Genomic DNA, 25,491 nt, shown 5'->3' with positions numbered 1-25,491 from the left:
TATCCTTGCTCTTCGCTGTGCTTATCTCAATGGTCAACTTTCAATTTGATGTATTTGCCAAACTGAGATGCACCCGATTCCGCTTTACTCAAAGACTACGAAGATGAGTTACGTTATGAAGATGAGCCACGTCGCAGGGCTAAATATAATCGAGCAATTGAGCAATTAAGGGAATCAGCGAATCGCTATCAGCAGGAATACGATCAACTGTATCAGCAGATAACTGGTGAATCAACTGTACAAATGCACAGCGTAGCTATCCAGTTAGAAGAGATGAACAACACATTAGACCGATTATATGCTGGGCAGAAAGCTATTTATGCAAACATTAACAACCTGCGACAAGGATTACTAGCCCATTATGAGGCTGGTGAAAAAAATATTATTTCTGCAATCACAAATCAGTTGAATGAATCCCAAGTGACTACCATTTCTGCTTTGTTAGATGCAATAGAAGCTAACCAAGTGTCAGATGCAGAAATGCAGAAAATTTTACCTAGTATTCAGGAGAGTTTAATTATATTACAACAACGCGGCGTTACTCTACCTGTTAGTCAGGAAGAGATCGCCGAAGTGATTAATGCACCTCAAATGGATTTTAAGCATAGATTAAAGGTTGCGGTGCCTCTTATTCCTTTTATCTTGGACTATGAAGGTGAATTAGAACTAGGTACAGGAATAAATCTCAAAGAAGGTTTAAAACAGTTTATGGTGCGGTTTATAGGAGGGTAATTTGTGGAGCCACACCAGCAACGTAAGCAAGATTTAGAAGAAAACATAAAAGAGGAATTCAAACTACAGAAGCAATTAGAAGATGCTTTGCGTTTTGCTCAAGATCCACAGCAGAAAGCTAAATTTAAAAAGGACATCAAGGAAGTTAAAAATAGGGTTGATGATTATAATATCGAATTAAATTCCCTATCTCAAAGTCAACAAGATCAATATTCTCTTGTGAGTGCAATGACAAATATTACATTCAAGGAATTGAATATGGTAACACAGGGAATTATTTTTATGCCGATACCTTCTAATACTAACTTCTTTGTTACTGCTCCTTTGGAAAAAATGTTGAATAATCAACTTACTGGAGTGGCTCAATTAAGACTAATGACAGGAGTAATCCAAGCCAGGATGGTTAGCGACTTTGTGGAGAATATGGTCAATGTAATCCCTGACTTCCCAGAAAGACTAAAAGCAGGATTTGTGACGGAGTATCAAAGACTCCGAGCAACAGGATTAGAGGGAAATGATCTATTTAATGCCTTACATACATTTTCTTGCAATTGTAGCTCAGACTACGATCTACAAGCAGCAGGCTTAGCAGTTCTTTACTATCTTTTTGAAAAGTGCGAGGTGTTTGAAAGATGACTCTATCTACAGAGACAGCTTCTACCTATAACTACTCAAGGATTTTACCGACCAAACACATCTATACCGGTAAATCGCTGTTGGGGGTAGGTGCTAAAATAATAGAACACTTGGAATATCCACGTACAGTCTCGTCACTTTGGAGTGCTGTTTCGACAATACCGGAAGTCGCAACCTTTGAACGGTTTGTTTTGACTCTAGATATCCTATACGCTATTGGAGCAATTGAAATCGATGCAGGAATACTTCGTAGGAGTCGTCGATGATTCGTGCTATTCGTTGTAATCATACTTCATTTAAAACTGTCGAGTTTAGGCCCGGCTTTAATGTAGTATTGGCCGATCGTACAGAAGAGTCTGGGAGCAAAGACTCTCGTAATGGTTTAGGTAAATCAACTCTAATTGAAATAATTCACTTTTGCTTAGGCTCTACATTACAAAAAGCTAAAGGACTGGACTCTAGAAATTTACGAGGTTGGGCATTTAGCCTAGAGTTGACACTTTCTAATCAAGTTATTACAGTAACTAGAAATACTGCTGACAAGTCAAAGGTAGTAATTGAAGGAGATACTACTTCCTGGCCAATTCAGCCCAAAGAAAAAGAAGGGCAAAGAGTTCTGAGCCTGATAAATTGGAAGGCAATACTAGGAAACCTTTTGTTTGGTTTGCCAAGTGATAATGAAGATAAAAAATTCCAACCTACATTTAGAGGTCTAATTTCTTATTTTATCCGCCGTGGACGAGACGCATTTTCTACTCCGTTTGAACATTACAGAAAGCAAGTTGAGTGGGACAAGCAAGTTAATAATGCTTTTCTACTAGGTTTAGCTTGGGAAGACGCGAGAGATTTACAACTTTTAAAGGATCGGCAGAAATTACTAGATGATATCAAAAAACTTAAAAAAGATACAGAGAGAGGAGTTGCGATTGGCATATTTGGTTCTTTAGGCGAACTCGAAGCTTTAAAAGTCCAAGTCGAGTCGCAGTTACGCGAGAGAAAAAAAACTTTAAGTAATTTTCGCGTAGCTTCTCAATACCGCGAACTAGAGGCTAACGCTAATCGGTTGACTGCGGAAATTCATGAAGCTACTAATAACAATATTGCAGAGCTAAAATTATTAGGATTTTATCAATCTAGCCTGGAAGCAGAAAATGAGCCCTCTCCCGATGATGTAACTCGTATATACGAAAGTGTTGGTATTGAACTCCCGGGTTTGGTAGTTAGAAGATTGGAAGAAGTAGAAACATTTCATCGTATACTTATCGAAAATCGTCGCGAATTTCTATCGAGTGAAATTGCTCGCATCAGGAGAGATATCTCATCGAGAGAACGTCTCATACGTGAAAAAACCGAAGAACGTGCTTCTTTATTGGAAGTGCTACAAACACATGGTGCTTTAGAAGAGTTCACAAGACTCCAAGAACTTTATCTCGAAATTGTATCTAATTTAAATGAAATTAATAAACGTATAGAAGACTTAAATAAGTTTGAAGAAGGGAAAAGTGCTTTAAAGATTGAAAAAGAACGTTTACTACAACGCGCACGTCGTGACTATCAAGAACGACTTGTTCAACGAAACAAAGCTATAGAACTATTCAATACAAACTCTCGATTTCTTTACGATGCCCCAGGCAGCCTAATTATTGAGGTAAACGACAATGGTTTTCAATTCAAAGTAGAGATTAACCGTGATGGCAGCGAAGGTATCGATAATATGAAAATATTTTGTTACGACTTAATGCTGGCACAGCTTTGGTCTGAACGCGATCCTTCACCACGTATATTAATTCATGACAGTACCATTTTTGATGGTGTTGATGAGAGACAAGTGAGACTTGCTCTTGAATTTGCCGATAGAGAATCTAGAAGATGTGGCTTTCAATATATCTGTACTTTAAATTCAGATAGGGTTCCATACTCTGAGTTTGCAGCAGATTTTGATTTTGATTCCTTTGTAAGACTTAGACTTACAGACGAAAGTGATGAGACTGGACTACTAGGCATTCTCTTTTAGAGATATTCTTTGACTCTTCTACAAATATTTTTGTTTGGTTTTGTTTTTCCTCTAACCCGAAACCTGATCCAAAGGGTCAAATTCAGCAACCTGTTTTTGACGAAGAGAGGTAATTGCTAAAACTAAAACACTTAACGTAAGGCCTAAAATCGCATAACTCGGTAGTGAAAAAATAGTTACTTTAAACAAATAAGGCAATTCCCCCCCCTTCCAGTTCCACCGCTTTCCTAGAAACACCAACAGCCCGCCATGAATCACAGCGGTTTGCACCATGACACAGCCAACGCCCAATAACCAAACCGACATTCTTTGCCTAGAGAAGGCACAATTTTTAATTTGAAAACATAAATCATTCAGCAAAAAAACCACCGCAGGTGCTAACATCACAGAACTGGTGGGCTGAGAATAGTTGATAGCAATACTCAAAGTAGAAATTAGCACCATTTCAGATAAGTCAACCTTTTTTGACCAAGCATGGCGAGATTGTTTCTTGTAAAAAAACCAACTCACTAAACCAACTAGCACCAGAATAATCAAGTCAGAAAATAGCTTCGCCACGAAGGGACTATCGGGGAAAAATCTCGGCCCCATAACCCTTAAATCAAGGCGACTCATAGAAATATAAGCATTATTCGATGGATCATTGAGCCAGAGTGGAAATCCACGAGTCGCATCCTGTATAAATCCTGTTAAGGAATTGCCCGTTACAGCTAGACCTATAACTGCCAAAAAAGTTACCGTGACTAGAGATATAAAAACTAGAGGAAACCGTCTTTTGATTAAAAAATAAGGAAGAAACAATATAACTAAAGTTGGTTTAAAAAGGGCAACACCTAATAAAATTCCTGCAATTACATCCTGATTTTTTCTAGCATAAATAAACATCCATAACAGCAGAACCGCAATAAAAGTTGCCACATTGCCAACTTGAAGATCGAAGACAAAACCGTAGAGGAATGCAACTGATATACTACAAATAGTCCTAAAAGCTCGTGAGTGCGACTCCAACAAGATATTCGCTCCCCATAAAACAAAACCTGTGGCAATAAGATGCAGCCAAGTCCAGATGGTGAATGCAGTCTTCATCGGGAAATAGCCCATAAACCACAGCGGAGGAATGATATTAGGTGGATAAACAAAAGATGGAATAAACCCACACACTTTTGTGATGCTACAGAAACCGATGTTAAACACCTCGACATTAAAGGGACTCAAATGCTGATGGGCTAATCTACTCGCTACATAAAACCACTTAAAATCCCAGTAAGGCGGATCGGGCCGAGTAGTCAGATTGTAAACCAACCAACCGGTATAACAGAGAAATCGGGTGAGAACTAATACAATAACTGCTTGCAAAATAAAGTTAACAATAGGTTGACGAAAAAACTGAGTCAACCTTTGGATCGAAGGATGTTTTAAAAACAAAGAATCTTGCCATGCTGTTTTTTCGCTATCTAATCGCCAATTGAATTTGAGAATCAAAGCGACTGTAATTAAAATAATTACATTCCAGAATCCCAAGCTAATCATAGTAAATGATTTTAATAAATTTACTCATTGATGATATCACAACCAGAAATCGTCAACTATAAATCAGCATTTTAACCTAGAAAATGGACTTTTGTTCCCCGTTTCAACCTAACTCTCTTTTCTCTCTTTTCTCTGCGTCCTCTGCGCCCTCTGCGGTTAGAAAAAAAAATCTTATTCAGAAACGAAATAGCATTGCCATCTAAAAGCCCGATCGCACTTTAGCCCCTTGTAACTCTGTTCACCCCCAAACATTTGCGTTACCCTAGTTGACTAAAGCTTGTACCGCACTCCCCAACTAAATTCATGCTTCCCCGCATCCAAGAATTAGCCGCCACCCTAGCACCCCGCTTAATCGAAATTCGCCGCCACATCCACTCCCACCCCGAACTCAGCGGCCAAGAATATCAAACCGCCGCCTACGTAGCCGGAGTTCTCGCTTCCAGCGGAGTCCGCGCGATCGAAGGAATCGGCAAAACAGGAGTGCTAGGCGAAATCAAAGGCAACAGCAGCGAATCCCGGTGGCTGGCAATTCGCACCGATATGGACGCTTTGCCGATTCAAGAACGCACTAACTTAGAATTTTCCTCCCGCAACGAGGGAGTCATGCACGCCTGCGGCCACGACATCCACACCACCGTCGGTTTGGGCGCAGCAATGATATTGTCTCAGCTAGGGGAAAAATTGCCCGGTCACGTCCGCTTCTTGTTTCAGCCGGCAGAAGAGATTGCCCAAGGTGCTCAATGGATGATTAAAGACGGGGCGATGCAAGATGTTGACGGCATCCTCGGAGTGCACGTTTTTCCGACGATTCCCGGCGGTTGCGTCGGTATCCGCCACGGGGCACTGACGGCGGCGGCAGATGACATAGAATTGATTGTGATGGGCGAATCCGGCCACGGTGCGCGTCCCCACGAGGCGATCGACGCAATTTGGATTGCTTCTCAGATAATTACCACTTTGCAGCAGGCAATTAGCCGCACGCAAAATCCTTTGAGGCCGCTGGTTTTGACGATCGGGCAAATTAACGGCGGACGAGCGCCGAACGTGATTGCCGATCGAGTAAAATTATTGGGAACCGTGCGATCGCTCCATCCGGAAACCCACGAAAACCTGCCGGCTTGGATCGAACAAATTGTTTCTAGCGTTTGCGGGACTTACGGCGCTAAGTACGAACTCACCTACAAGCGCGGCGTGCCGGGAGTCCAAAACGACCCAAAACTCACGCAATTAGTCGAAACTGCGGCTTTAGAAGCTTTAGGTCGATCGCGCGTCCAGATTTTACCAGAACCATCCCTCGGCGCGGAAGATTTTTCGATGTACTTAGAACACGCACCGGGAACCATGTTTCGCTTAGGAGTGGGACTGACTGACAAACCGAACTATCCCCTCCATCACCCGCAATTTGAGGTCGATGAATCTGCGATCGTCACCGGCGCTGTCACCTTGGCCTATGCCGCCTACCAATATTGGAAACAGCATCCAGGTTCACACTAATAGTCTTCGATGTATGGGTGGTCAGCTAACTAACCGTAGGGTGCTTACCCGGAAAATTGTTTTGTCTCTGGTAATAACATTCAGCCCTGACCCACCCTACAGTAACTACAAAAACTAATTTAGAAAATTTTATGAATCTAGATTTTGAGCGATTCTGCGACGCCTGCAACCCCAGTCACTCCCTGATATTGGGCAATGCCGAAGATCAGCGCTACTACATTGATTTTGCTGAGGTGCGCGGCGGAAAAGTTATTAACATACTCAAACGGACAATTACCCGTCTGGCACGAGATAAACCGACTTGCCAATTGTTTACCGGACATATTGGTTGCGGCAAGTCTACTGAATTGTCGCGATTGGAAAAAGAGTTGACAGATGAGGGGTTTCATGTAGTTTACTTCGAGTCAACACAAGACCTCGATGAAATGGATCTCGATTTGACAGATATCATGTTAGCGATCGCACGGCGAGTCACCCAAAGCTTGGAAGAGGGCAAAATTTCCTTGCAGCCCCAGCGCTTTAAAGACTTCTTAAAAAATAGTTGGGATTTTTTACAAACCCCTGTGACTTTAGAAGCTGAAGGAGAACTTTTTGGCAGCAAATATAAGGGCAATACAGAGGGAAATCTGGAAGTGTCTCTCCCTTTAGGTATTGCCAAAATTACTGCCAAAACCAAAAGTAATCCCGACTTGCGATCTAAATTGAGACAGTACATGGAACCGCAAGCAAATAAAATGTTAAAACTGATTAATCAAGAAATTATTGATGTAGCAATTAATCAGCTTCAGCAGCGGGGTAAAAAAGGATTGGTGGTGATTGTTGATAACTTAGACCGGATAGTTTCTCGACCCAATGCAGCGGGGCGACCGTTGCCCGAATATATCTTTATTGACCGGGGCGATCAGTTGCGAAAACTGAATTGCCATTTAGTTTATACCCTGCCGTTGGAATTGATTTTTGCCAATGAAAATGCTATTTTGAAAAATCGCTTGGGGGGCGGAGTTGACCCGAGAGTTTTGCCTATGGTACCAGTAAAGAATAAAGACGGTAGCGAATGTGTTGAGGGGATGAATTTGCTGCGGCAAATGGTGATGTCGCGGGCTTTTCCTGATGTGTCGCCAGAGGAACACATCGCATTAGTTCCCCAGGTTTTTGACAGCCCTGAAACTTTAGATGAATTGTGCCGCGTCAGCGGAGGTCATCTGCGAAACTTGATGGGGATGCTGTTTGGTTGCTTGCAGCAAGATGACCCTCCTATTTCGCAAAAGGTGTTGAAATCAGTGATTCGCAGTTCCCGCGACACTCTGAGGAATGGCATTGATAATGATGAGTGGGAATTACTCTTTAAGGTGGTGAAAGAACAAAGCATTAATGGAGATAAAGAATACCAAGATTTACTGAGGAACTTGTGGGTTTTTGAATATGTAGATAGTGACGGAAATTGGTTTGCGTTGAATCCGCTGTTGATGGAAACTGACAAATTTAAGCTGTGGCAGCAGCAAAATTGTTGAGATTATGTTCATTGAATTTTACCTGAGTCTCGATCCCCCTAAATCCCCCTTCTTAAGGGGGACTTTGACTGCTTCCGGTTCCCCCCTTCTTAAGGGGGGCTAGGGGGGATCGAATACCAAATCCTCCTTAAATATCCCCTTTATTTCTAAGATCATGGTAAACTCAAATTTAGCCGAAGATATTGTACCAGAAAATGATCGAGCGCTCTCTACTTTAGTACGGACGATCGCCCGCTTTCAAGGAAGTTTTTCGTTAACTATAGTGCGTTTCAATTATGCTAGCTTGCGTTCGGCAATGCTGGATAAATTGCGCGATCGATCGACGGTTGAATATCAAGAATTAGTTCTCGAACCTGCGACTAAAACACTTTATCAAACCATTCTCAATGCCGTCCAAGAGCAACCACCGAAAGCTTTGATAGTTGTTGGTATAGAATCGGTGGTGGCGATTGATGACCTGCTAGTTGGGGCTAATAGAGCGCGAGACCAATTCAAACAAGATTTTGCTTTTCCGTTGATATTATGGGTGACGGATGCTGTACTGTCTAAATTTAGTCGATCGGCTAACGATCTGAAGTCTTGGGCTCCTCCTCCAATTCAGTTTAGTATGCCACCCGATGATTTGATGAATTTGTTGTGGCAAAAAGCAGAGCAAGCTTTTGCTAATGTTGATAATTTCAAATTAGATGACTGTAAAATTGAATTTCTGAGGAATGATCTGTCAAGTTTTGGAGAAACATTAAACCCAGAATTGCAAGCAAGTTGGCTATTTATTGGGGGTTTAGTTGCATTTCATAAAAGTCAAATAGATTTAGCACTAGAACATTATCAGCAAAGTTTGGCGTTTTGGCAGCAAAATCAGCAGTGGGAAAGGCAAGGAATTGTCTGCCAGAAAATTGCCCAAGCTTACAACCGCAAAGCTGAATTGCACCGGGCAGGCAAGCTGGAGTATTGGCGAGAAGCTAGAAAGTATTTGCAGCAATCTCTGGAGAGTTTTGAGCAAGCACAACGAAATGATTTAGTGGCTAAATGTATTAGCGAACTTGGCGAAGTGCTGCGACTTTTACAAGCTTGGGAAGAGTTGCACATTTTAGCTGTCAAAGCCTTAGAAATGCACGAAAATGGTGGCACTCCGAGTCAAGTAGCTGAAGATTACGGCTTTTTGGCTGAGGTAGCGCTGCAACGTTCTAAGTGGGAAAAAGCTTGCGAATCAGCTACATTAGCATTGGTTGTTTTGACACAAGCAGAAGTATCCCAACAAGAGACTGGTTTGTATCTGTTACTTTTGGCAAAAGCGCAGCGAAATCTGGGTCAACAGTCGGAGGCTGTTAGGAACTTAGAAGCAGCTAAAGAAAATACGCAGCCTCAAGATGATGTGCAGCTTTATCTGAGGATTTTAGAAGAGTTGAGAACTCTCTATTTTGAGCAAAGCGAATATTTAAAAGCATTTGATTTAAAACTAGAACAACAGGAAGTTAAAAGCAAATACCGACTGCAAGCTTTTATTGGGGCAGGCCGTTTGCAGCCGCCGCAACAAACAATTAATCTTGCTTTAGAATCAGGTCAGTCAAAAGCTGAAGTTGTTGAGGAAATTGCAGCGGCTTCCGGGCGAGCAAAGGATATTAAAGAGATAATTCAACGCATAGGTCCACCTGTTTATAAGCTGACAATTATTCACGGACAGTCTGGGGTAGGAAAAAGTTCGATTATTCAAGCGGGGTTAGTTCCGGCACTGCAACTTACCACTTTTGACGCGCGGGACGTATTGCCTATTTTATTGCAGTCTTATCACGATTGGGCGAGGGATTGCGGTCAGCGTTTAAAATTGGGAATTGAAAAAATAAAAGGTGAGAGTTTATCTACTCCTATTGACAAACCGACAGCTATTTTGGAACAGTTGCGGCTCAATGAAAAACGCAATTTATTGACGGTACTAATCTTTGACCAGTTTGAGGAATTTTTCTTTGCTTATCAAGACCAAAGCTGCAGGCAAGAGTTATATGATTTTTTGGCTAAATGTTTGCAAATTTGCCATCTCAAAATTATCCTGTCGCTGCGGGAAGATTATCTTTTCTACTTGTTAGAGTGGAATCGCACGACAAATTTATCAATAATTGAAGATGACATCCTCAATAAAAATAATCGCTATTATTTGGGTAATTTTGTGATTTTAGATGCTAAACTTGTTGTCCAAACTTTAACAGAACGCTCTCAATTTTACTTGGATGATGATTTGGCAAACACACTGGTAGAAGATTTGGCAGGTCAACTCGGCGAAGTGCGACCGATTGAGTTGCAAATTGTGGGGACGCAACTGGAAAAAAGGCAGATTACTCAACTGAGTGAATATCAGCAACTTGGCAACCAGGCGAAGCTCAAACTGGTTGAGGAATTTTTAGCTGAAGTGATCGCAGACTGCGGCAAGGAAAATAAAGACATTGCCGAACTTGTCTTGTACTTGCTGACGGATGAAAACAATACCCGTCCTCAGAAAACTTGGGCTGAATTAGCAGAAGATTTAGGAAGCGATTCAGAAAGATTAGAGTTGGTTATCGAGATTGTCGTTAAATCGGGATTGGTGTTAGAAGTACCAGCAACTCCGATTCAAAGATACCAACTTGTTCACGATTATTTAGTGCCTTTTATCCGCAAACAGCCCGGTGCGGAATTACTAGAGTTACGTGAAAAAGTCAAGGAAACTGAAACCGAAAAGCAAATATTAGCAGAGGCGCGGCAGAAAGCAGAAAAGTTGTTCGCAGCAGCACAGCGAAAAGTAAAATGGCTAAGCAGTATTGGTGCAACGATATTTAGCATTAGTATAATTGGCGCTTTTACTGTAATGGGAGTAGCGCGGCAGCAAGTGGACGAGGCACAGAAATTGGCAAAATTAGAGCGATCGGCAAGTGATGCTTCGATATTGTTTGAGTCTGGCAATAACCAAATAGATGCTTTAATCTCAGCCGTGAAGACTGGGAAAGAACTCAAAACTACTGTCAAGGACGTTCGTTCCCTTGCGGATTACCCGATATCTACTCCCCAGATTGCTCTCAACCAGATTCTCGACAACATCCGAGAACAAAATGGGTTGAAAGGACATCAAAATTGGGTATTGAGTGTCAGTTTTAGTCCTGACGGCAAATACATCGCCACGGCATCATCGGACAAAACAGTAAGGTTGTGGGATGTCACAGGCAAGCTGATACAAGAATTTAAAGGACATCAATATGCGGTAAATAGTGTCAGTTTTAGTCCTGACGGCAAATACATCGCTACGGCATCATTTGACAAAACAGCCCGGTTGTGGGATTTAACAGGCAAGCTGATACAAGAATTTAAAGGACATCAAGATTCGGTAAATAGTGTCAGTTTTAGTCCTGACGGCAAATACATCGCTACGGCATCATTTGACAAAACAGCAAGGTTGTGGGATTTAACAGGCAAGCTGATACAAGAATTTAAAGGGCATCAAGATTCGGTATGGAGTGTCAGTTTTAGTCCTGACGGCAAATACATCGCTACGGCATCATTTGACAAAACAGCCCGGTTGTGGGATTTCACAGGCAAGCTGATACAAGAATTTAAAGGACATCAATATGCGGTAAATAGTGTCAGTTTTAGTCGTGACGGCAAATACATCGCTACGGCATCCAGGGACAAAACAGCAAGGTTGTGGGATTTAACAGGCAAGCTGATACAAGAATTAAAAGGACATCAAGATTCGGTATGGAGTGTCAGTTTTAGTCGTGACGGCAAATACATCGCTACGGCATCATCGGACAAAACAGCAAGGTTGTGGGATTTAACAGGCAAGCTGATACAAGAATTTAAAGGACATCAAGAGGAGTTAAGGAGTGTCAGTTTTAGTCCTGACGGCACATACCTCGCTACGGCATCGAGGGACAAAACAGCAAGGTTTTGGGATTTAACAGGCAAGCTGATACAAGAATTTAAAGGACATCAAGATTTGGTATGGAGTGTCAGTTTTAGTCCTGACGGCAAATACATCGCTACGGCATCATTTGACAAAACAGCAAGGTTGTGGGACTTAAAAGGCAAGCTGATACAAGAATTTAAAGGACATCAAAATAGGGTATGGAGTGTCAGTTTTAGTCGTGACGGCAAATACATCGCTACGGCATCAAGGGACAAAACAGCAAGGTTGTGGGATTTAACAGGCAAGCTGATACAAGAATTAAAAGGACATCAAGATTCGGTAGGTAGTGTCAGTTTTAGTCCTGACGGCAAATACATCGCTACGGCATCATCGGACAAAACAGCCCGGTTGTGGGATTTAACAGGCAAATTGATACAGGAATTTAAAGGACATCAAGAGGAGTTAAGGAGTGTCAGTTTTAGTCCTGACGGCACATACCTCGCTACGGCATCAAGGGACAAAACAGCAAGGTTGTGGGATTTAACAGGCAAGTTGATACAAGAATTTAAAGGACATCAAGATGCGGTAAATAGTGTCAGTTTTAGTCCTGACGGCAAATACATCGCTACAGCATCATTGGACAAAACAGCAAGGTTGTGGGATTTAACAGGCAAGCTGATACAAGAATTTAAAGGACATCAAGAGTCGGTAAATAGTGTCAGTTTTAGTCCTGACGGCAAATACATCGCTACGGCATCAAGGGACAAAACAGCAAGGTTGTGGGATGTCACAGGCAAGCTGATACAAGAATTTAAAGGACATCAACGTAGGCTATCGAGGGTCAGTTTTAGTCCTGACGGCAAATACATCGCTACGGCATCAGAGGACAATACAGCAAGGTTGTGGCGAATTAAAAGTTTAGATGAAATGCTGGTGCAAGGCTGCGATTGGCTGCACGACTATTTGCAGAATAATGCTGATGAAAGCGATAAACACCTGTGCGATGAGATTAGTGCTCAGAAAAAATGATTAGCCAATCAGTAGGTAGGTGCAAATAAATCGGTGCAGTGTAACAGAATGTAAAGCGATCGCAACTTTTGCAATTGCTGCGTTTCACCCGCAATGACAGATTTACCGCATGGGGCCGGTGAAACCGGGTTTTTTAGGAAAATATTTCGTTGCAGCCCGCAGATTCGGTAAAAAACCCGGTTTCTTTGGTCTGGCCTAAGTCCTGACTTAACAGAATTCGGGCAACCAAACCAGCTTATCTTCGGGAATTCCCCTATAGCAGCCGCCAAATGTGCTAACGTACAATCAAAAATCCCCCATCTTCAACTATCGCGAGACAGATAACCGTGTTCGCTCAAGCACCTCCAACTCCCAATTACAAATGGTTTAGCTGCATTTCTAGCACTGTTTTCACCGCATTGTGCCTGTTGCCCCTTTTCAGCGCTGCGGGATACGCCCAAACTCCCCAAAATAGACCCATCAAAATCGGCGTAGTGCAGCGGTTTGGCACGAAAGCAACCGACAAACTGACGCTGAAAGCATTACCGGGCGACAGCTTAACATTGAGTTACAAAACTCCTCAAGGCATAGAAACCAAAACGGCTGCTAGCGTCAAGTTAGAAATAGCCCCGAAACCTCTGGAAGCGCCCTTAGTAGAAGAACGAGTTGTTCTGAGCTCCCACCGCAGTTTCGAGAGTGCGGAAGACAGCGCCAATCAGTGGCGCGCCCAGGGAATTGATGTAGAAATTGCTCAACCTTTTCGCTGGCAAGTTTGGGCGAAAAGAGATATTTACAACTCTCCTTTGGTGCGGCGCTGGCTGTTGCAAAGTTTGCAAGCTCAAGGGAACACAACAGCTTTTTTGGATTCCAAAGTTTTAAAACAAATACCCCAGGCATTTTGGGTTTTAAACGGCTTTCGTTTCAACCGCAATGAGTTGGATGTGACGGCCGGGAAAAATGTGATTGAGGTATTGGAACAAACCACCCAAGAGGCGACAGCTCTTGAACCAGAAAAAGCAATTCAACAAACTCACCGTTATGGCGGCAGTTTGCACCTGCAAAAAAATGCTTACGGCACTTATACTTTGGTGAATAAAGTGCTGACGGAAACTTATTTGCGGGGTGTTGTTCCTCACGAAATTGGGGCTTTTTCGCCTTACGCTGCGATTGTCGCTCAAACGATTTTAGCGAGAACCTACGCCCTGAGAAATTTGCGCCGGTTTGCTGTGGATAATTATGAGTTGTGCGCTGATGTTAACTGTCAAGTTTATAAGGGTTTGACGGAGGTTTACCCGCAAAGTGATAAGGCGATCGCCCAAACGAGCGGTTTGGTGCTAACTTACGAAAATCAGCTAGTAGACGCGCTCTATTCCGCCTCTAGCGGCGGCGTGACAGCCTCTTTTAACGATGTGTGGCAGGGCGCGGAACGTCCATATTTGCGATCGATCATCGATTCGCCTAATAATATTTGGGATTTGTCAAAGCAGAGTTTGTCTGACGAAAACAATTTCCGCCGCTTTATCAGTTTGGAAAAAGGGTTTAATGAGGAAAAAGAAGACACATTTCGGTGGCGCGAACCCGCTTCTTTGACGGCGATTGGTGGATTTCTCAAACAGTATCTTCAGAAAAAACAGCACCCGATGGCTAATTTGAAAACTGTCACTCAGGTGGAAGTGGTAGAAAGGTCGCCCGCAGGTCGAGTTTTGCAAATGAAGGTTCAAACTGACTTGGGCCCCATCGATATCGACAAAGACGAGATTCGCAATGCTTTTTACCCGCCGATTAGCACGCTTTTTTACCTAGAACCAATTTACAATCCAGACAAAACTCTCAACGGTTATGCTTTTGTCGGAGGCGGGTTCGGGCACGGAGTGGGAATGAGTCAGACTGGTTCTTACAATTTGGCTAATTTGGGCTGGAATGGATCTCAAATTCTCAGCTTTTATTTTCCCGGCGCTCAAGTTGTGCCGCTCAGCGATAACATTACATCTTGGCGCGAATAGTCGATCGGAGTCGGCATAAGAGCCGGCGATTTAATTCCCCACTAAACAAACAAAGCCCGCCTTTGCGGACTAAATATCAGCCGTAAAACTTTTAGATTTTAGACTTTGGATTCTAGATTGGTTTCACAGTTAATCTAAAATCTGCCATCTAAAATCTAAAATTATTTGGTCAGCTATCTGCTCAAACAGCTATGAATTCATAGCTGGGAGTGACAGACTGCTGGCGGCTTTGTTGCAATGTTAGACACAGAAACCCGGTTTCTTAACATAATTGCCGTATTTCAGCTTAATTCTGGAAACGAGAAACCGGGTTTCTTAGGGTATCACGCAGAGCGTCCTTTCTTAGTAGAGCGATTCTTCTTGGTGAGTTTCGATCGTACAGTCAGACTTGGGATAGGCGACGCAGGTGAGGACAAATCCGGCCTCGATTTGGTCGTCGTCCAAGAAAGATTGGTCGGATTGGTCAATTTCGCCTTTGGTGATTTTGCCGGCGCAGGTGGAGCAAGCTCCAGCGCGGCAAGAGTACGGGAGGTCGAGTCCTGCTTCTTCTGCAGCATCAAGAATGTAAGTATCGTCATCAACGTCAATGGTCTGGTTAATTCCTTCGGCTTCGCTGATGAGGGTAACTTTGTAAGTTGCCATGCACTAAATCCTCTCAAAAATTCAACAAGATTGATAATTTTTCCTAATGCAACCTTCAAGGCTCTATTAGCTTTGAGGTTAGGTCTTAGGTTCGTTCCCTCTATGATAGTAGGGGAAAGAAGCAAGGTTGCAACACTTATTTACAAAAAATTTGAATGGGATTAGTTATAACTTTTTCTAATTTCATCTTTATTACTTATACCTATCTTGGATTCAGCCTTGTGATACTGTTGCCGCAAGACTTGCGCTAAATAATCCGGTTTCTAGGAAAAATCCTGTTTTGAGCCGTACAGCACAAAAACCGGGTTGTTGGTATGCCGTGTGTCGATCGAGTTTCAGCAAGACTTGCTGCAAGGCAAGTCCCAGCAGGCGGTGAAATGTATAGTTAGATCGCATCAAGACTTGGGTGTTGAAGGCTCGATCGAATCAATCGCACCACAACCACAGCTTAAAATCGGGGCGATAGAATCCTAAAGCCCTGCACCGCAAGTCTATAACTATCTAAAATCTTAAATCTCAAATCCCATGACTAATATTGATACTCGCTCTGGTTTTTCGGTTAATTCTCCAATTCGCGTGGGGATTGTGGGTACTGGTTTTGCCGCTAAGTTGAGGGCCGAGACAATTCAAGCTGATGGGCGATCGAACTTGGTAGCAGTTGCGGGCCACTCCCCGGAGAAAACCGCAGCATTTTGTCAAGGGTTCGGGGCAGAAGCTGCGGTTTCCTGGCGCAAGCTAATAGAAAGAGACGATTTGGATTTGGTAATTGTCTGTACGGTGAACCGGGATCACGGGGCGATCGTCCTGGCCGCCCTAGAAAATGACAAGCACGTTGTGGTGGAATATCCTCTATCTTTAGACGTATCTGAAGCAGAAAGGGCGATCGAACTTGCCACCCAAAAGCAAAAACTCCTCCACATCGAACACATCGAACTGTTAGGCGGTTTGCACCAAGCAATCAAAGAATCTTTGCCCTTAATCGGTAAAGTTTTTTACGCCCGCTACATTACTATGAGTCCTCAACATCCAGCGCCGCAGCGGTGGACTTATCAACATTCCCTCTTTGGCTTTCCGTTAGTTGGTGCAATTTCGCGACTGCACCGATTTACTGATTTGTTCGGGGAAGTGGCAAGCGTTAACTGTCAAGCTCAATTTTGGGACAGTCAGCCGGATTTCTACAAAGCTTGTTTGTGCAACGCACAGTTGCGCTTTGCCAATGGCCTTGTCGCTGAAGCTGTTTATGGAAAAGGAGAGACTTTTTGGCAGTCGGAAAACATTTTCACCATCTACGGTGAAGAAGGAACGCTGGTTTTTACTCCTGAATCAGGTCAATTAATTCAGGGAGAAAATCGCCGCACCATCAAAGTAGGAACGCGGCGCGGTTTGTTTGCCAAAGACACCGATATGGTGTTGGAATTTTTGTCTAACGGTACGCCTTTGTACGTGGATAATGCCAGTAGTTTGTACGCTTTGAAGGTAGCAGACACTGCGAGGCGATCGAGTGAAACTAGGCAAACTCTTGCACTTATAAATTCGTAAAAAGCTAGCAAACATAACGTTATTTGATTGGGGGAAAATCCAATATAACTGAGATGTTGCACCCTTCTCAATTACCTATTTAGGAACGGGCCATAGAGCTTGTTCCACAATAAAATTCCTTCTTTGTGGAACAGGCCCGAAAGCGTGTTCTTGAGAAGGGTGCAAGATGTGAGATATAACTCATAAGACATTAGGACAAGTCAGGTAAAAGTTCTGGCTAGCAAATCGGCAATCTGGCGATCGATATTGGTCTGGTGAAAACGCCGACTAGCCATCTCGTAGGCCGATTGGGCGATCGCGATCGTATACTCAGGTTGGTTATGACAGGTATTAATAACTTCTGCCAGTTGGTCTGGCTTGCCGGGAGGAACCAAAAAGCCATTGATGCCCGGTTCTATTAATTCAATAGCCCCTCCAGATTGAGCAGCAACTATAGGTCTACCAGACAGCATAGCCTCCACAATAACTCTCCCAAAAGGTTCGGGTGCGGTTGAGGTATGTGCAACTAAATCACAAATTGCCATTAACTGCGGAATATCTGAACGAAAGCCTAAAAACTTAACTCGATTTTTAAGTCCTAATTCTGCCACTTGTTTGTGTAATTGCTGGACATAATCCTGCTCGCCAAAGAGCGCATCACCCACTAAAATAGCTGTTACATTTTTGGGACAGTAGGTAAGTGCTTCAATTAAAATATGTTGACCTTTCCAAGGTGACAATCGGCTGAAATGACCTACGATAAATTGCCCATCAAGTTCTAGCTGTGTCTTGAGTTGGCTAATTTTAGAGCGATCGCTCTGATAGACTTCAGGCTCAAAGCCATTGTAGACGACATCGATTATGTCCGAGCGTCCTCCTGCTTCGAGGAAAGCAGCCTGACTTGCTTTGGAGTTAGCAATAACCAATGATGCAAAGCGATTAGCCAAAGTTACAGCTACTTTTAAGTTAGTTGGGCTGAAATGGTCTGTAGATAAAATGTCATGCAAATGATACACTAGAGGGCGACGACTCAAAAAGCTAGCTAATGCACCAACAACTAGAGCTTTTTGCGTGTTGGCGTAGATCAAATCGTATTGACGAGCTTTTTGAACAACTTTAGCAATCAAAGGCAGTAGCGAGGTTACACTACTTAAACTCTGTGTCAAGCTGCTTTCTTTACGAACTTTTATCGCTTCAGTCGCTAACACCTCAACGGGAATTTGCTGTTGCTCTAGTAATTGCCTAAAAAAACCATCTACAAATAAGCCAACTAGACAGCTATCTCGATAGGGTTTGGCAATATCTATTAGGCAAAGCTCTGCGCCACCAGGCTTACCGCTCTGGTCGAGAAATAGTATTTTCATCCGTTTTTTTACCTAAAAACTTTTCCATATATTCTACAGGAATTACGCAATTTTTCAATTGTAAAACTATTTGTAGGGGTAAGGTGCGGTGTGCAAAGAACTCTACAACTACAGTCCGGCGCCCAAGTTTCACAATTAGCCACGATCTCTACTCTCATCAAGCCCTACATAATCCGTTCATAATGAAAATCTGGCACACCCTATAAGTCGATGCTCGTGTGCCAGTTGCGTAAATCCTAAACAAGAATCTGTGCGTAATCCCTAGGCTTGTAAAACAGAGGTGAAACCTCGTTTTTGTGTAGGCTGTATCCTCTAAAAATCGTTAATTTTCCTGATAAGGACAAGCAGAGGGATAAGTCCTATTCTAATTCTTTTGATACTCAGGATAACAACACTTTTCTAACTTTTTGCGCGATTGTTTCCCAATCAAAATTTATAGCAGCGTATTCCTGACACGCTTCTCTAGAAGGCATGGGTACTTTTCCAGTTAGCAGTTGTTCCAATCGCTCAGCAATAGCTGTTGCCTCACAAGAAGCAGTAATCAAATTTGGTGAAAACGGCTCTAAAATTTCTGGCATTCCACCAACCGGAGTACATAGTGCTGGAGTGCCACAGGCGAGGGATTCTAGCACGGATAATCCAAACCCCTCTAAAGATTGGCTCGGCATCACACTTAGGTCGGCGGCTTGGTAAGCTATAGGTAGTTGGTCATCTGGCAAAAAGCCTAGAAATTTAACGTTGTCATTGAGTCCCAAATCAGTGGCTTGCTGCTCAAGAACCGCTTTTAGTGGCCCTTTGCCAGCGATCGCCAACCAGATATCAGGAATTTGAGGTTTAATCATCGCGATAGCGATTAACAGCTTATCGAGTCCAACTCGATGCACTAAGCGACGCGCTGTAAAGAGAATGGGGCGATTTTCAGGCCAGTTGATCTGCGTGCGGGCTTCAGGGCGCGATCGGTTAATTTGAAATCGCGAAAGATCCACACCGCCGGGAATTACGTGAATTTTGCTCCAAGGAACTTGATATTCTTGATGTAAAATATCACCAAATGCTTTGCTCAGAACAATAAATCGATCGCAACGACGATAGACCCTGTTTTCCATCCACTGCTTCAAAAAAACACTCAGTTTACCAGAACCCTCCTGCTTAGATTCTAATGCCCAAGGCCCGTGAAAGGAAAAGGTAACAGGAACCCCCCTAGGTAAAACTTGCAAAAGAGGAAAACTATATAGGGCAAAATGTAGATTAATTGCATCAGGTTTTGCATATTTTCGCTGCTCAAAATTGGAGCGAATCAACCAAAGCCGTTCCCAGAGTCGCTGTTCGGCTTCAGCTAAATTAGTGAGCTTTACGCCAGAGTTTGACTGAGTTTCTGGTAGACCTACTCCACACAATTCAACTCGATCTTGACTGGCTGCTAATTGATGCGTAAGCTCATATACATATCGATCCAAGCCTCCCGGTGTTTTCGGAAACCATCCGATCCCGACGCAAAGAATATTTGCAGACGCTACAACAGGATTATTTGTGTAATCTTCCACTTAGTTTTCTCCAAGCATCCAGGGTAAATCCTTCAACAATTGTGCTTTTTATTCCTTAAAAAAAGTACCTCCCTAGAAATATAAATTTTTGTGGAGTGTATCTCATTTCTTGCTGGGAGGCACTAGCTTGATCACCAGTGGATGATCTGGTACGCTTAGCGTCAGTTCCTCGATCCTTCCACTGAGGCTTGTGGATTTTTTGATTGGAGTGATTCCCTGGATAGGCTCATAGACATCTGCTTGGCTAATTATGGTTTTCAGGGTCAAGGTCACGTCCTGGTTAGTAACAGCTATGTCTCTCTTTTTCTTGTTGTCCCAGCTCTTAGCATCTTGCCAAAGGATGAGATAAAACTCACCGTTGCTTTTCTGTATGAGAGTATGATTCACACTCGTCACATTACCATTCAACGCATAATCGAGACTACCTGGGATGAAGTTGGCTCTTGGTTCCTTTAACAGGGTAATCAGGTTTTTAATGCTTTGATAAGCGGGCTTCGGGGAGCCGTCATTTCGCAGCAAGCCATAATGCTGCTCCTTATCTGAGTTATTCTGGTCTGGCTGCTGATCAATCAACTCGTAAAGATATACCCGCTTGATATCGCGGTTAAAGTACTCAAGCCATAGTCGTGGAAGGTACTTGCTTGCTGCCGTTTCGGATATGCCCAAGGCGTCGCTTGTCAAGTTATGGTATCCGGTCTCTGTTGCCCAAATCGGCTTCGTCTCGCCAGATATCCTGCGCCCATGAGGTATGAAGTACCAATCAATGTCATAGGTTGGGCGCTCACCTAAATTTGGATAGCTGTGCAAATTACCGATATCGCCGTACTCCAGGTATCCTAGTCTTTTGGCGTTCCGACCCCACCCCATTGATGGCATCAGCACAGGCAAATACGCTGTTTCTGGATTTCCCTTAACGGCGGCATACAATTCTTGTTGATAGACACGGGTACCTTTGGGGAATTTTTCACCTTTATACGAGAAATTGAACTGTGTTAGATCTGACTCATTTGGGCCTTCCACTGCTTCTATAGACTCTTTGAGGGTCTTAGCGATGCCTAAAACCTCCCTAGGGGGGGTTCCAAAGAAGGTCAGGATTGACGTGATACCGATGCTACTAAGTTCCTTCAGTTTGTTGAAATACTCGGTACTGTAGAAACCGCCGTCCCGAATGTGACGAATTCCTAGTTCTTGCAGCCTAGGTTTTATGATGCCATTGTAATCTGCATAAGCAGTGTCTCGATAGACTAAATGCGTGTTAATCCCGAGAGAATCAACAAAGGAGTCTGCACGGTGGGCTTGCTCAGGTTCTGCCTGTACCATAGGCATAGGCAAGAGAGTATAAGCAAGCAGTGTGGCGACAATCAAAATCAATATATAAAACTTATACAGAGATCTAGATAGAAAAGTTAAGTTAGTAGTAAGTTTCATACACAGGTGTTGCAATAAGAGCTGTTTAGGTAATTTTTTTTTTTGTTGTGTCTTAGAATATTTAGGGATAAATGATTTAAGTAATTGAGATTCTCTTTGCTTAATCTGAGGACATCACTCTATTCTAAAACCGACAGTACGTTGATGTTGGTGGTACTTATGTGCTGCCATAGCCATACCTGCAAATCCCCAGAACATTACACCCGGCAGTAGTACCATTGTGTTAGTCGCAGGTAGTGTTATAAAAATACTTAGAACAATGGCGCGAGCACTATTCATAAAAGGATCAGAGCGAGCCTCACTATATTGGAATAATCTCAAAAAAATTAGGATAATTCCACTGAAAAAAGGAATAATTCCCAACCAACCGAGAGTAGCAAGTACGTCGAGAGTACCTGCATCAATTATCTTTACACCTCCCATGCCCCTCCCATTAAATTCAGAAACAGCGCTATTAATGAGTTTACCATATATCTCTGCTCTCTCATTGAAGCTATGGTCTTCTTTAACATTAGAGAGAGTTTCGAGGCGGGAAGTGATGACCTCAGAAAATGGCTCCATAGTAGCCAAGGGGGTAAGACATACTCCAATCACTATAAGGGTGGCGATCAAGCGCATTTGGTAGTGCTGTTTTATTGAAATAACTATGGTAATAAATCCGATAAACCACCCACCCCAAGCAGCGCGGACTTCTGATAGCAGGAAAGACATAAAGCCTGATATTATAGCCAGAAAAACTAAAGGCTCTTGTCTACTCAATAACAACAGCAAGCTTGCCATCATTGCATAGGCAAAAGTGAAGGGGTAATTCAGTGTACTCCACACGCGAATCTGGAGGGGTGCAGGCCATCCACAGCACAACAGCAGCTCTTCTGAGTTTCTAAGCCAGAATCGATCCCACTCGGGTGCTACTACGTATTGCACCACTCCATAGATTCCCATGACTAAAGTCCCCCACAAGAAAGTGCGCTCAGTGTTCTGACGATAGCTTGGATAATCTTGCCAGTTTATCAACAAGTGGAAACCGAAAAAGATGCCCGGTAGCCAGCTAAGAACGCCCTGTACAATCTCAGTTATCGGGTTACTTTTAGCTAATCCAACCAACAAGGCATAAAAAATAGCGATAAAACCTAGAACAAAAGGTAAACCATCCTGCCGATATATGCGGGGAAGGTGTTTGAAGAAGCTAAAAGCGGTCAGTATAGTTACTAGGTAAGGTGCAAGTATTATTAAGCGTAGACCCGGGTCAGTCAAGCCATTTTGGTACTCGACAACGCGAGCAATAAATGGCGCAATAAACCACAACCACCAGGTAAAACTTAAGTAGAGGATAGGATACCGCCAATACAGGAAAGCGCCTACAATAAGAGATCCTGCCGGGAAGAATATTTGCAATATGCTACTAAAACGTATCAGCAGGCATAGTGCAGTAGGAATCAGTAGCCACAGGATTGCAATCCAAGCTAGCTTCGGTTGTAGCCCTATAGAGAAACTTCTTGCAGATGAATTAGTCGTAAGCGCATGCTTGTCGTTCACTGAGCAGTTCCAGGTAAAATTACTTTTGTATACACTTTCGTAAATTTGTAGCGAATTGAGCGACACAATGACACGGCTTTAATCTTAGCGAAGCAGGCTGTTATGCTTATTTTGACTGTTGCCATGTCTCCCAAGCCTGCCAACGTCCCCGCATAGATGCAAGCAATTTCTGTCCTGCTAAGGTTCCTTCTTTAGGTAGAAATCGAAACCCTTGTAAGAAACCTGGGGCATCTCGCGTTCCCACCAAGATTGCCCAGAATACAAATGCAATACGTTGTGTCGAGGGTAGGTTTTCTAATAAAACTAAAGTTTCATTGTGTACGGCATTAATCAAGGCAATGTCATTGAATCTATTGCGTTGATCTTCGTCAAAACGTTGTGCTGGATAGTGATCAACTGCAACTTTTGGATCGTAGATCAGCTTCCAGCCTGCCCGCTTCAAACTCAGGCTGAATGCCAGTTCAAAGTGTACCTGGGCTCCTGTACCTCGCATCCGTGGATCGAAGTGCATTTGGGCGATCGCACTCCGCCGAAAACTCATGTTTACACCCTTAAGCACATCTACCTCACGGGCTTCTCCAACCCCTAAGTGATGTTCACCGATGACTCGTCCAAACCACTGCACTTGTCCCACTACCTCGCGTTGCCCCTCTTCTAACTGGGTGCCGTGATACACCCAATCCCGCCCCCCTACACCACCGATATTGCTATCTGACAGAAAGTGAGCCTCGATACGTTCCAGCCAATCAGTGTGAGGTGTGGCATCATCATCGGTAAAAGCGATTATATCCCCACAAGCGCCGTCCATCCCTGCATTCATGGCGGCTACTACTCCCGGTACTGAAACACTCACTTTTATAATGCGTAATGGCAACACTGCAGGATTGAACGATGCAAGGAATGTCCAAGTTTCAGTATCTGTATCGCGAACCGTCACTAAGACTTCATCTGCTTGGCGATTTTGCTTTTGTACTGCTTCTAAGCACCGTGCTAAGTCTTTGGGGCGACGGTAACTGGGAATCACAACTGAGATTGTCAGCACGGCTGGAGTTCCTCAAATAAATTCACATAATTACGTGCCATATTAGCCCAACTATGCTGTTCAGCTATAGTTCTGGCTACTTGACCCATTTGCTGTCTTTGTTGCCGATCGCATTTAACTAATTGATTCAATGCTTCAGCTAATGCCTGTGTATCGTCTGAGTCGGGCAAAACGAAGCCACAGTCTGGTGTCACCAACTGGGCCGCCCCCGTCGTAGCAGCAGTAATCACGGGTATTCCTGTCGCCATAGCTTCCAGTACCACTAAACCAAAAGTTTCATAACGGGACGGAAAGACTAGAAAATCTGCTGCTTTCATCAAGTCGGGGACATCTTGCCGGAATCCCAGAAAATGCACCCGATCCTCTAAGTTTAGCGATCGCGCTAACTCAGGATAGGGACTACCTGCGGTTCCACCCACAACTCCGAGGTGCAATTGGGGAACTTGCACTAAGGAATGCAGGACTGTATCCAAGTTTTTCCGAGGTGTACGGATATCCCCAGCAAATAGCGCCAGAGGAACTTCCTCTGGTAAACCCCATTTTTGCCGATCGACAATACCGGGAGCAAACTCTTGTAAATCAATGCCATTTAAGATCACCCGAATGCGATCTCGTGGGACACCAATCGCGATTAATTCTTGGGCGACTTTCTCAGAAACGGCTACTACGACTTTCGCCCGATCGAAGGCTTTTTTCTCCCAATCAGCATTTAAGGCAGTGTAAAACCGCTGATAAGTGCCACGCAAGCTCAGATTTTGTGTTGAGGGATTGAATGGCGATCGCAACCAAGAACTATGGACAAAATGTACTGCATTAACATCTCCCCTAGCCGAAGTAATTGCACCATTGAGTTTGATCAGGTCAAATTCTTTTTGGTGCTTATTTAACCACCAAGCACTTTGGGTGGAGAAAGCTATTTCGCGGACAAGTTGCAATGGATACCCTTTAACTGGAATAGTAATCCAATCGACTTGATTGTGTTGTTGAAGTGCCAAATCTACGCTACTTGCTAACAAGGTAACATGATGACCGCGACGAATCGCTTCCCAGGCAACTTCATAGTTTACCCGACCTTGACCATCACCGAGCGCGACTTTATGAGTAACAATACAAAGCTTCATTTAGTACCTCTTTTATGAGACAAAGCTGCTTCGTACAAAGTCAGATTATCACTGGCTATTCGGTGCCAACTATACTTTTGTGCAGTAGCATAGGCCTTACGGCGCAATTTTTCTAGGTAGGGGCGCTCTGTAATTAAGCGCTCCAAAGCCTGCTCGATCGCCTCACTGTCGCGGGGTGGAACTAACATACCATTTTCTCCATCACGCACAACTTCCATTGGCCCTGGGGTTGTGGTAGTGACAGGGGCTAAACCGCAAGCTATTGCATCCATAAGAGCCACGCTAAACCCTTCCGAGAGGGTAGGAAAAAGCTTGATATGATGTCCGCGCAAAAGTTCGGGCAGAGTTTCATGTTGGTAGCGCGGAATGACTCGGATGCGATCGCGTACAGCAGGCTCGAAATCTGCATGGACTTCTGCTTCTGAGCAACCCGTTCCCAAAAAACTTACCTTCACTTGGGGATAGCGAGCGAGAATTGCATTTAATGCACTTGC

At 43.5% G+C, this 25,491-nt stretch carries 19 protein-coding genes; 9 read left to right on the top strand and 10 right to left on the bottom strand.

All coding sequences use genetic code 11. The features are described from left to right. Positions 1-273 precede the first annotated feature (273 nt). From QUA83_RS25130 to QUA83_RS25120, 4 genes are read left to right on the top strand one after another with little or no spacing between them, the layout of a single operon-like run. Positions 274-732 carry a hypothetical protein gene (locus tag QUA83_RS25130; RefSeq protein ID WP_333296637.1) on the top strand — a complete coding sequence of 153 codons (459 nt, stop codon included), beginning with the start codon at positions 274-276 and terminating at the stop codon, positions 730-732. Between the two features lie 3 nt (positions 733-735). Continuing rightward, a complete protein-coding gene (locus QUA83_RS25125) occupies positions 736-1,368 on the top strand; it encodes a hypothetical protein (protein ID WP_333296636.1) in 633 nt (210 codons plus the stop codon). After that, a complete protein-coding gene (locus tag QUA83_RS30655) occupies positions 1,365-1,634 on the top strand; it encodes an ABC-three component system middle component 6 (RefSeq protein ID WP_445301810.1) in 270 nt (89 codons plus the stop codon). The genes QUA83_RS25125 and QUA83_RS30655 overlap by 4 nt, the downstream gene beginning before the upstream one ends. Continuing rightward, positions 1,631-3,382, top strand: coding sequence for an ABC-three component system protein (locus tag QUA83_RS25120; protein WP_333296635.1), 1,752 nt, complete (start codon positions 1,631-1,633; stop codon positions 3,380-3,382). Before QUA83_RS30655 ends, QUA83_RS25120 begins: the two co-directional genes overlap by 4 nt. Before the next feature lie 51 nt (positions 3,383-3,433). On the opposite strand, the gene QUA83_RS25115 is transcribed toward QUA83_RS25120, so the two are convergent. Further along, entirely contained in the window at positions 3,434-4,576 is a 1,143-nt protein-coding gene (locus tag QUA83_RS25115) for a glycosyltransferase family 87 protein (RefSeq protein WP_333296634.1), read from the bottom strand. A gap of 639 nt (positions 4,577-5,215) precedes the next feature. Here QUA83_RS25115 and QUA83_RS25110 point away from each other — a divergent pair. From QUA83_RS25110 to QUA83_RS25095, 4 genes are all read left to right on the top strand, one after another. After that, positions 5,216-6,406, top strand: a complete 1,191-nt coding sequence (locus QUA83_RS25110) for a M20 family metallopeptidase (RefSeq protein ID WP_333296633.1) — start codon at positions 5,216-5,218, stop codon at positions 6,404-6,406. Positions 6,407-6,537: 131 nt separating this feature from the next. After that, on the top strand, positions 6,538-7,917 hold the full coding sequence (locus QUA83_RS25105; protein WP_333296631.1) for an ATP-binding protein: 1,380 nt from the start codon (positions 6,538-6,540) through the stop codon (positions 7,915-7,917). A gap of 154 nt (positions 7,918-8,071) precedes the next feature. Then, entirely contained in the window at positions 8,072-12,820 is a 4,749-nt protein-coding gene (locus QUA83_RS25100; RefSeq protein ID WP_333296629.1) for a WD40 domain-containing protein, read from the top strand. A gap of 326 nt (positions 12,821-13,146) precedes the next feature. Then, a complete protein-coding gene (locus QUA83_RS25095) occupies positions 13,147-14,802 on the top strand; it encodes a SpoIID/LytB domain-containing protein (protein WP_333296628.1) in 1,656 nt (551 codons plus the stop codon). A 342-nt stretch (positions 14,803-15,144) separates the two neighbouring features. On the opposite strand, the gene QUA83_RS25090 is transcribed toward QUA83_RS25095, so the two are convergent. Next, the gene (locus QUA83_RS25090; protein WP_106149950.1) at positions 15,145-15,444 is read right to left on the bottom strand and encodes a ferredoxin; all 300 of its coding nucleotides are present in this window, start codon (positions 15,442-15,444) and stop codon (positions 15,145-15,147) included. A gap of 213 nt (positions 15,445-15,657) precedes the next feature. Then, positions 15,658-15,840 (bottom strand): hypothetical protein, encoded by a 183-nt coding sequence (locus QUA83_RS25085; RefSeq protein WP_333296627.1) that lies wholly within the window; start codon positions 15,838-15,840, stop codon positions 15,658-15,660. A gap of 129 nt (positions 15,841-15,969) precedes the next feature. Here QUA83_RS25085 and QUA83_RS25080 point away from each other — a divergent pair, with 129 nt between their 5' ends. Further along, positions 15,970-16,983, top strand: coding sequence for a Gfo/Idh/MocA family oxidoreductase (locus QUA83_RS25080; protein WP_333296626.1), 1,014 nt, complete (start codon positions 15,970-15,972; stop codon positions 16,981-16,983). Between the two features lie 200 nt (positions 16,984-17,183). Here QUA83_RS25080 and QUA83_RS25075 read toward each other — a convergent pair whose 3' ends face one another. The 7 genes from QUA83_RS25075 to QUA83_RS25045 all read right to left on the bottom strand — a co-directional run. Then, a complete protein-coding gene (locus QUA83_RS25075) occupies positions 17,184-18,326 on the bottom strand; it encodes a glycosyltransferase family 4 protein (protein WP_333296624.1) in 1,143 nt (380 codons plus the stop codon). A 380-nt stretch (positions 18,327-18,706) separates the two neighbouring features. Then, positions 18,707-19,870 carry a glycosyltransferase family 4 protein gene (locus QUA83_RS25070; protein WP_333296622.1) on the bottom strand — a complete coding sequence of 388 codons (1,164 nt, stop codon included), beginning with the start codon at positions 19,868-19,870 and terminating at the stop codon, positions 18,707-18,709. 102 nt (positions 19,871-19,972) lie between these two features. Further along, positions 19,973-21,298, bottom strand: a complete 1,326-nt coding sequence (locus QUA83_RS25065; RefSeq protein ID WP_333296620.1) for a hypothetical protein — start codon at positions 21,296-21,298, stop codon at positions 19,973-19,975. Positions 21,299-21,412: 114 nt separating this feature from the next. Further along, a complete protein-coding gene (locus QUA83_RS25060; RefSeq protein WP_333296619.1) occupies positions 21,413-22,834 on the bottom strand; it encodes an O-antigen ligase domain-containing protein in 1,422 nt (473 codons plus the stop codon). 106 nt (positions 22,835-22,940) lie between these two features. Further along, entirely contained in the window at positions 22,941-23,876 is a 936-nt protein-coding gene (locus tag QUA83_RS25055) for a glycosyltransferase family 2 protein (protein ID WP_333296617.1), read from the bottom strand. Beyond that, on the bottom strand, positions 23,870-24,997 hold the full coding sequence (locus QUA83_RS25050) for a glycosyltransferase family 4 protein (protein ID WP_333296616.1): 1,128 nt from the start codon (positions 24,995-24,997) through the stop codon (positions 23,870-23,872). The genes QUA83_RS25055 and QUA83_RS25050 overlap by 7 nt, the downstream gene beginning before the upstream one ends. Next, the coding region (locus QUA83_RS25045) for a glycosyltransferase family 4 protein (RefSeq protein ID WP_333296615.1) at positions 24,994-25,491 on the bottom strand (498 nt) is incomplete at its 5' end. The genes QUA83_RS25050 and QUA83_RS25045, both read right to left, overlap by 4 nt.

The organism is Microcoleus sp. K1-B1 (assembly GCF_036704705.1).
In the GTDB taxonomy this organism is placed as follows: Bacteria; Cyanobacteriota; Cyanobacteriia; order Cyanobacteriales; family Microcoleaceae; genus Microcoleus.
The sequence above is the reverse complement of the archived record's forward strand: the minus strand, read 5'-3'. Positions and strand labels throughout refer to the sequence as shown.

Coding starts and splice junctions, on each gene's coding strand:
- QUA83_RS25130 (WP_333296637.1), top strand. CDS start 274: ATGAACAACACATTAGACCGATTATATGCTGGGCAGAAAGCTATTTAT.
- QUA83_RS30655 (WP_445301810.1), top strand. CDS start 1,365: ATGACTCTATCTACAGAGACAGCTTCTACCTATAACTACTCAAGGATT.
- QUA83_RS25120 (WP_333296635.1), top strand. CDS start 1,631: ATGATTCGTGCTATTCGTTGTAATCATACTTCATTTAAAACTGTCGAG.
- QUA83_RS25110 (WP_333296633.1), top strand. CDS start 5,216: ATGCTTCCCCGCATCCAAGAATTAGCCGCCACCCTAGCACCCCGCTTA.
- QUA83_RS25105 (WP_333296631.1), top strand. CDS start 6,538: ATGAATCTAGATTTTGAGCGATTCTGCGACGCCTGCAACCCCAGTCAC.
- QUA83_RS25100 (WP_333296629.1), top strand. CDS start 8,072: ATGGTAAACTCAAATTTAGCCGAAGATATTGTACCAGAAAATGATCGA.
- QUA83_RS25090 (WP_106149950.1), bottom strand. CDS start 15,444: ATGGCAACTTACAAAGTTACCCTCATCAGCGAAGCCGAAGGAATTAAC.
- QUA83_RS25085 (WP_333296627.1), bottom strand. CDS start 15,840: ATGCGATCTAACTATACATTTCACCGCCTGCTGGGACTTGCCTTGCAG.
- QUA83_RS25080 (WP_333296626.1), top strand. CDS start 15,970: ATGACTAATATTGATACTCGCTCTGGTTTTTCGGTTAATTCTCCAATT.
- QUA83_RS25075 (WP_333296624.1), bottom strand. CDS start 18,326: ATGAAAATACTATTTCTCGACCAGAGCGGTAAGCCTGGTGGCGCAGAG.
- QUA83_RS25065 (WP_333296620.1), bottom strand. CDS start 21,298: ATGAAACTTACTACTAACTTAACTTTTCTATCTAGATCTCTGTATAAG.
- QUA83_RS25050 (WP_333296616.1), bottom strand. CDS start 24,997: ATGAAGCTTTGTATTGTTACTCATAAAGTCGCGCTCGGTGATGGTCAA.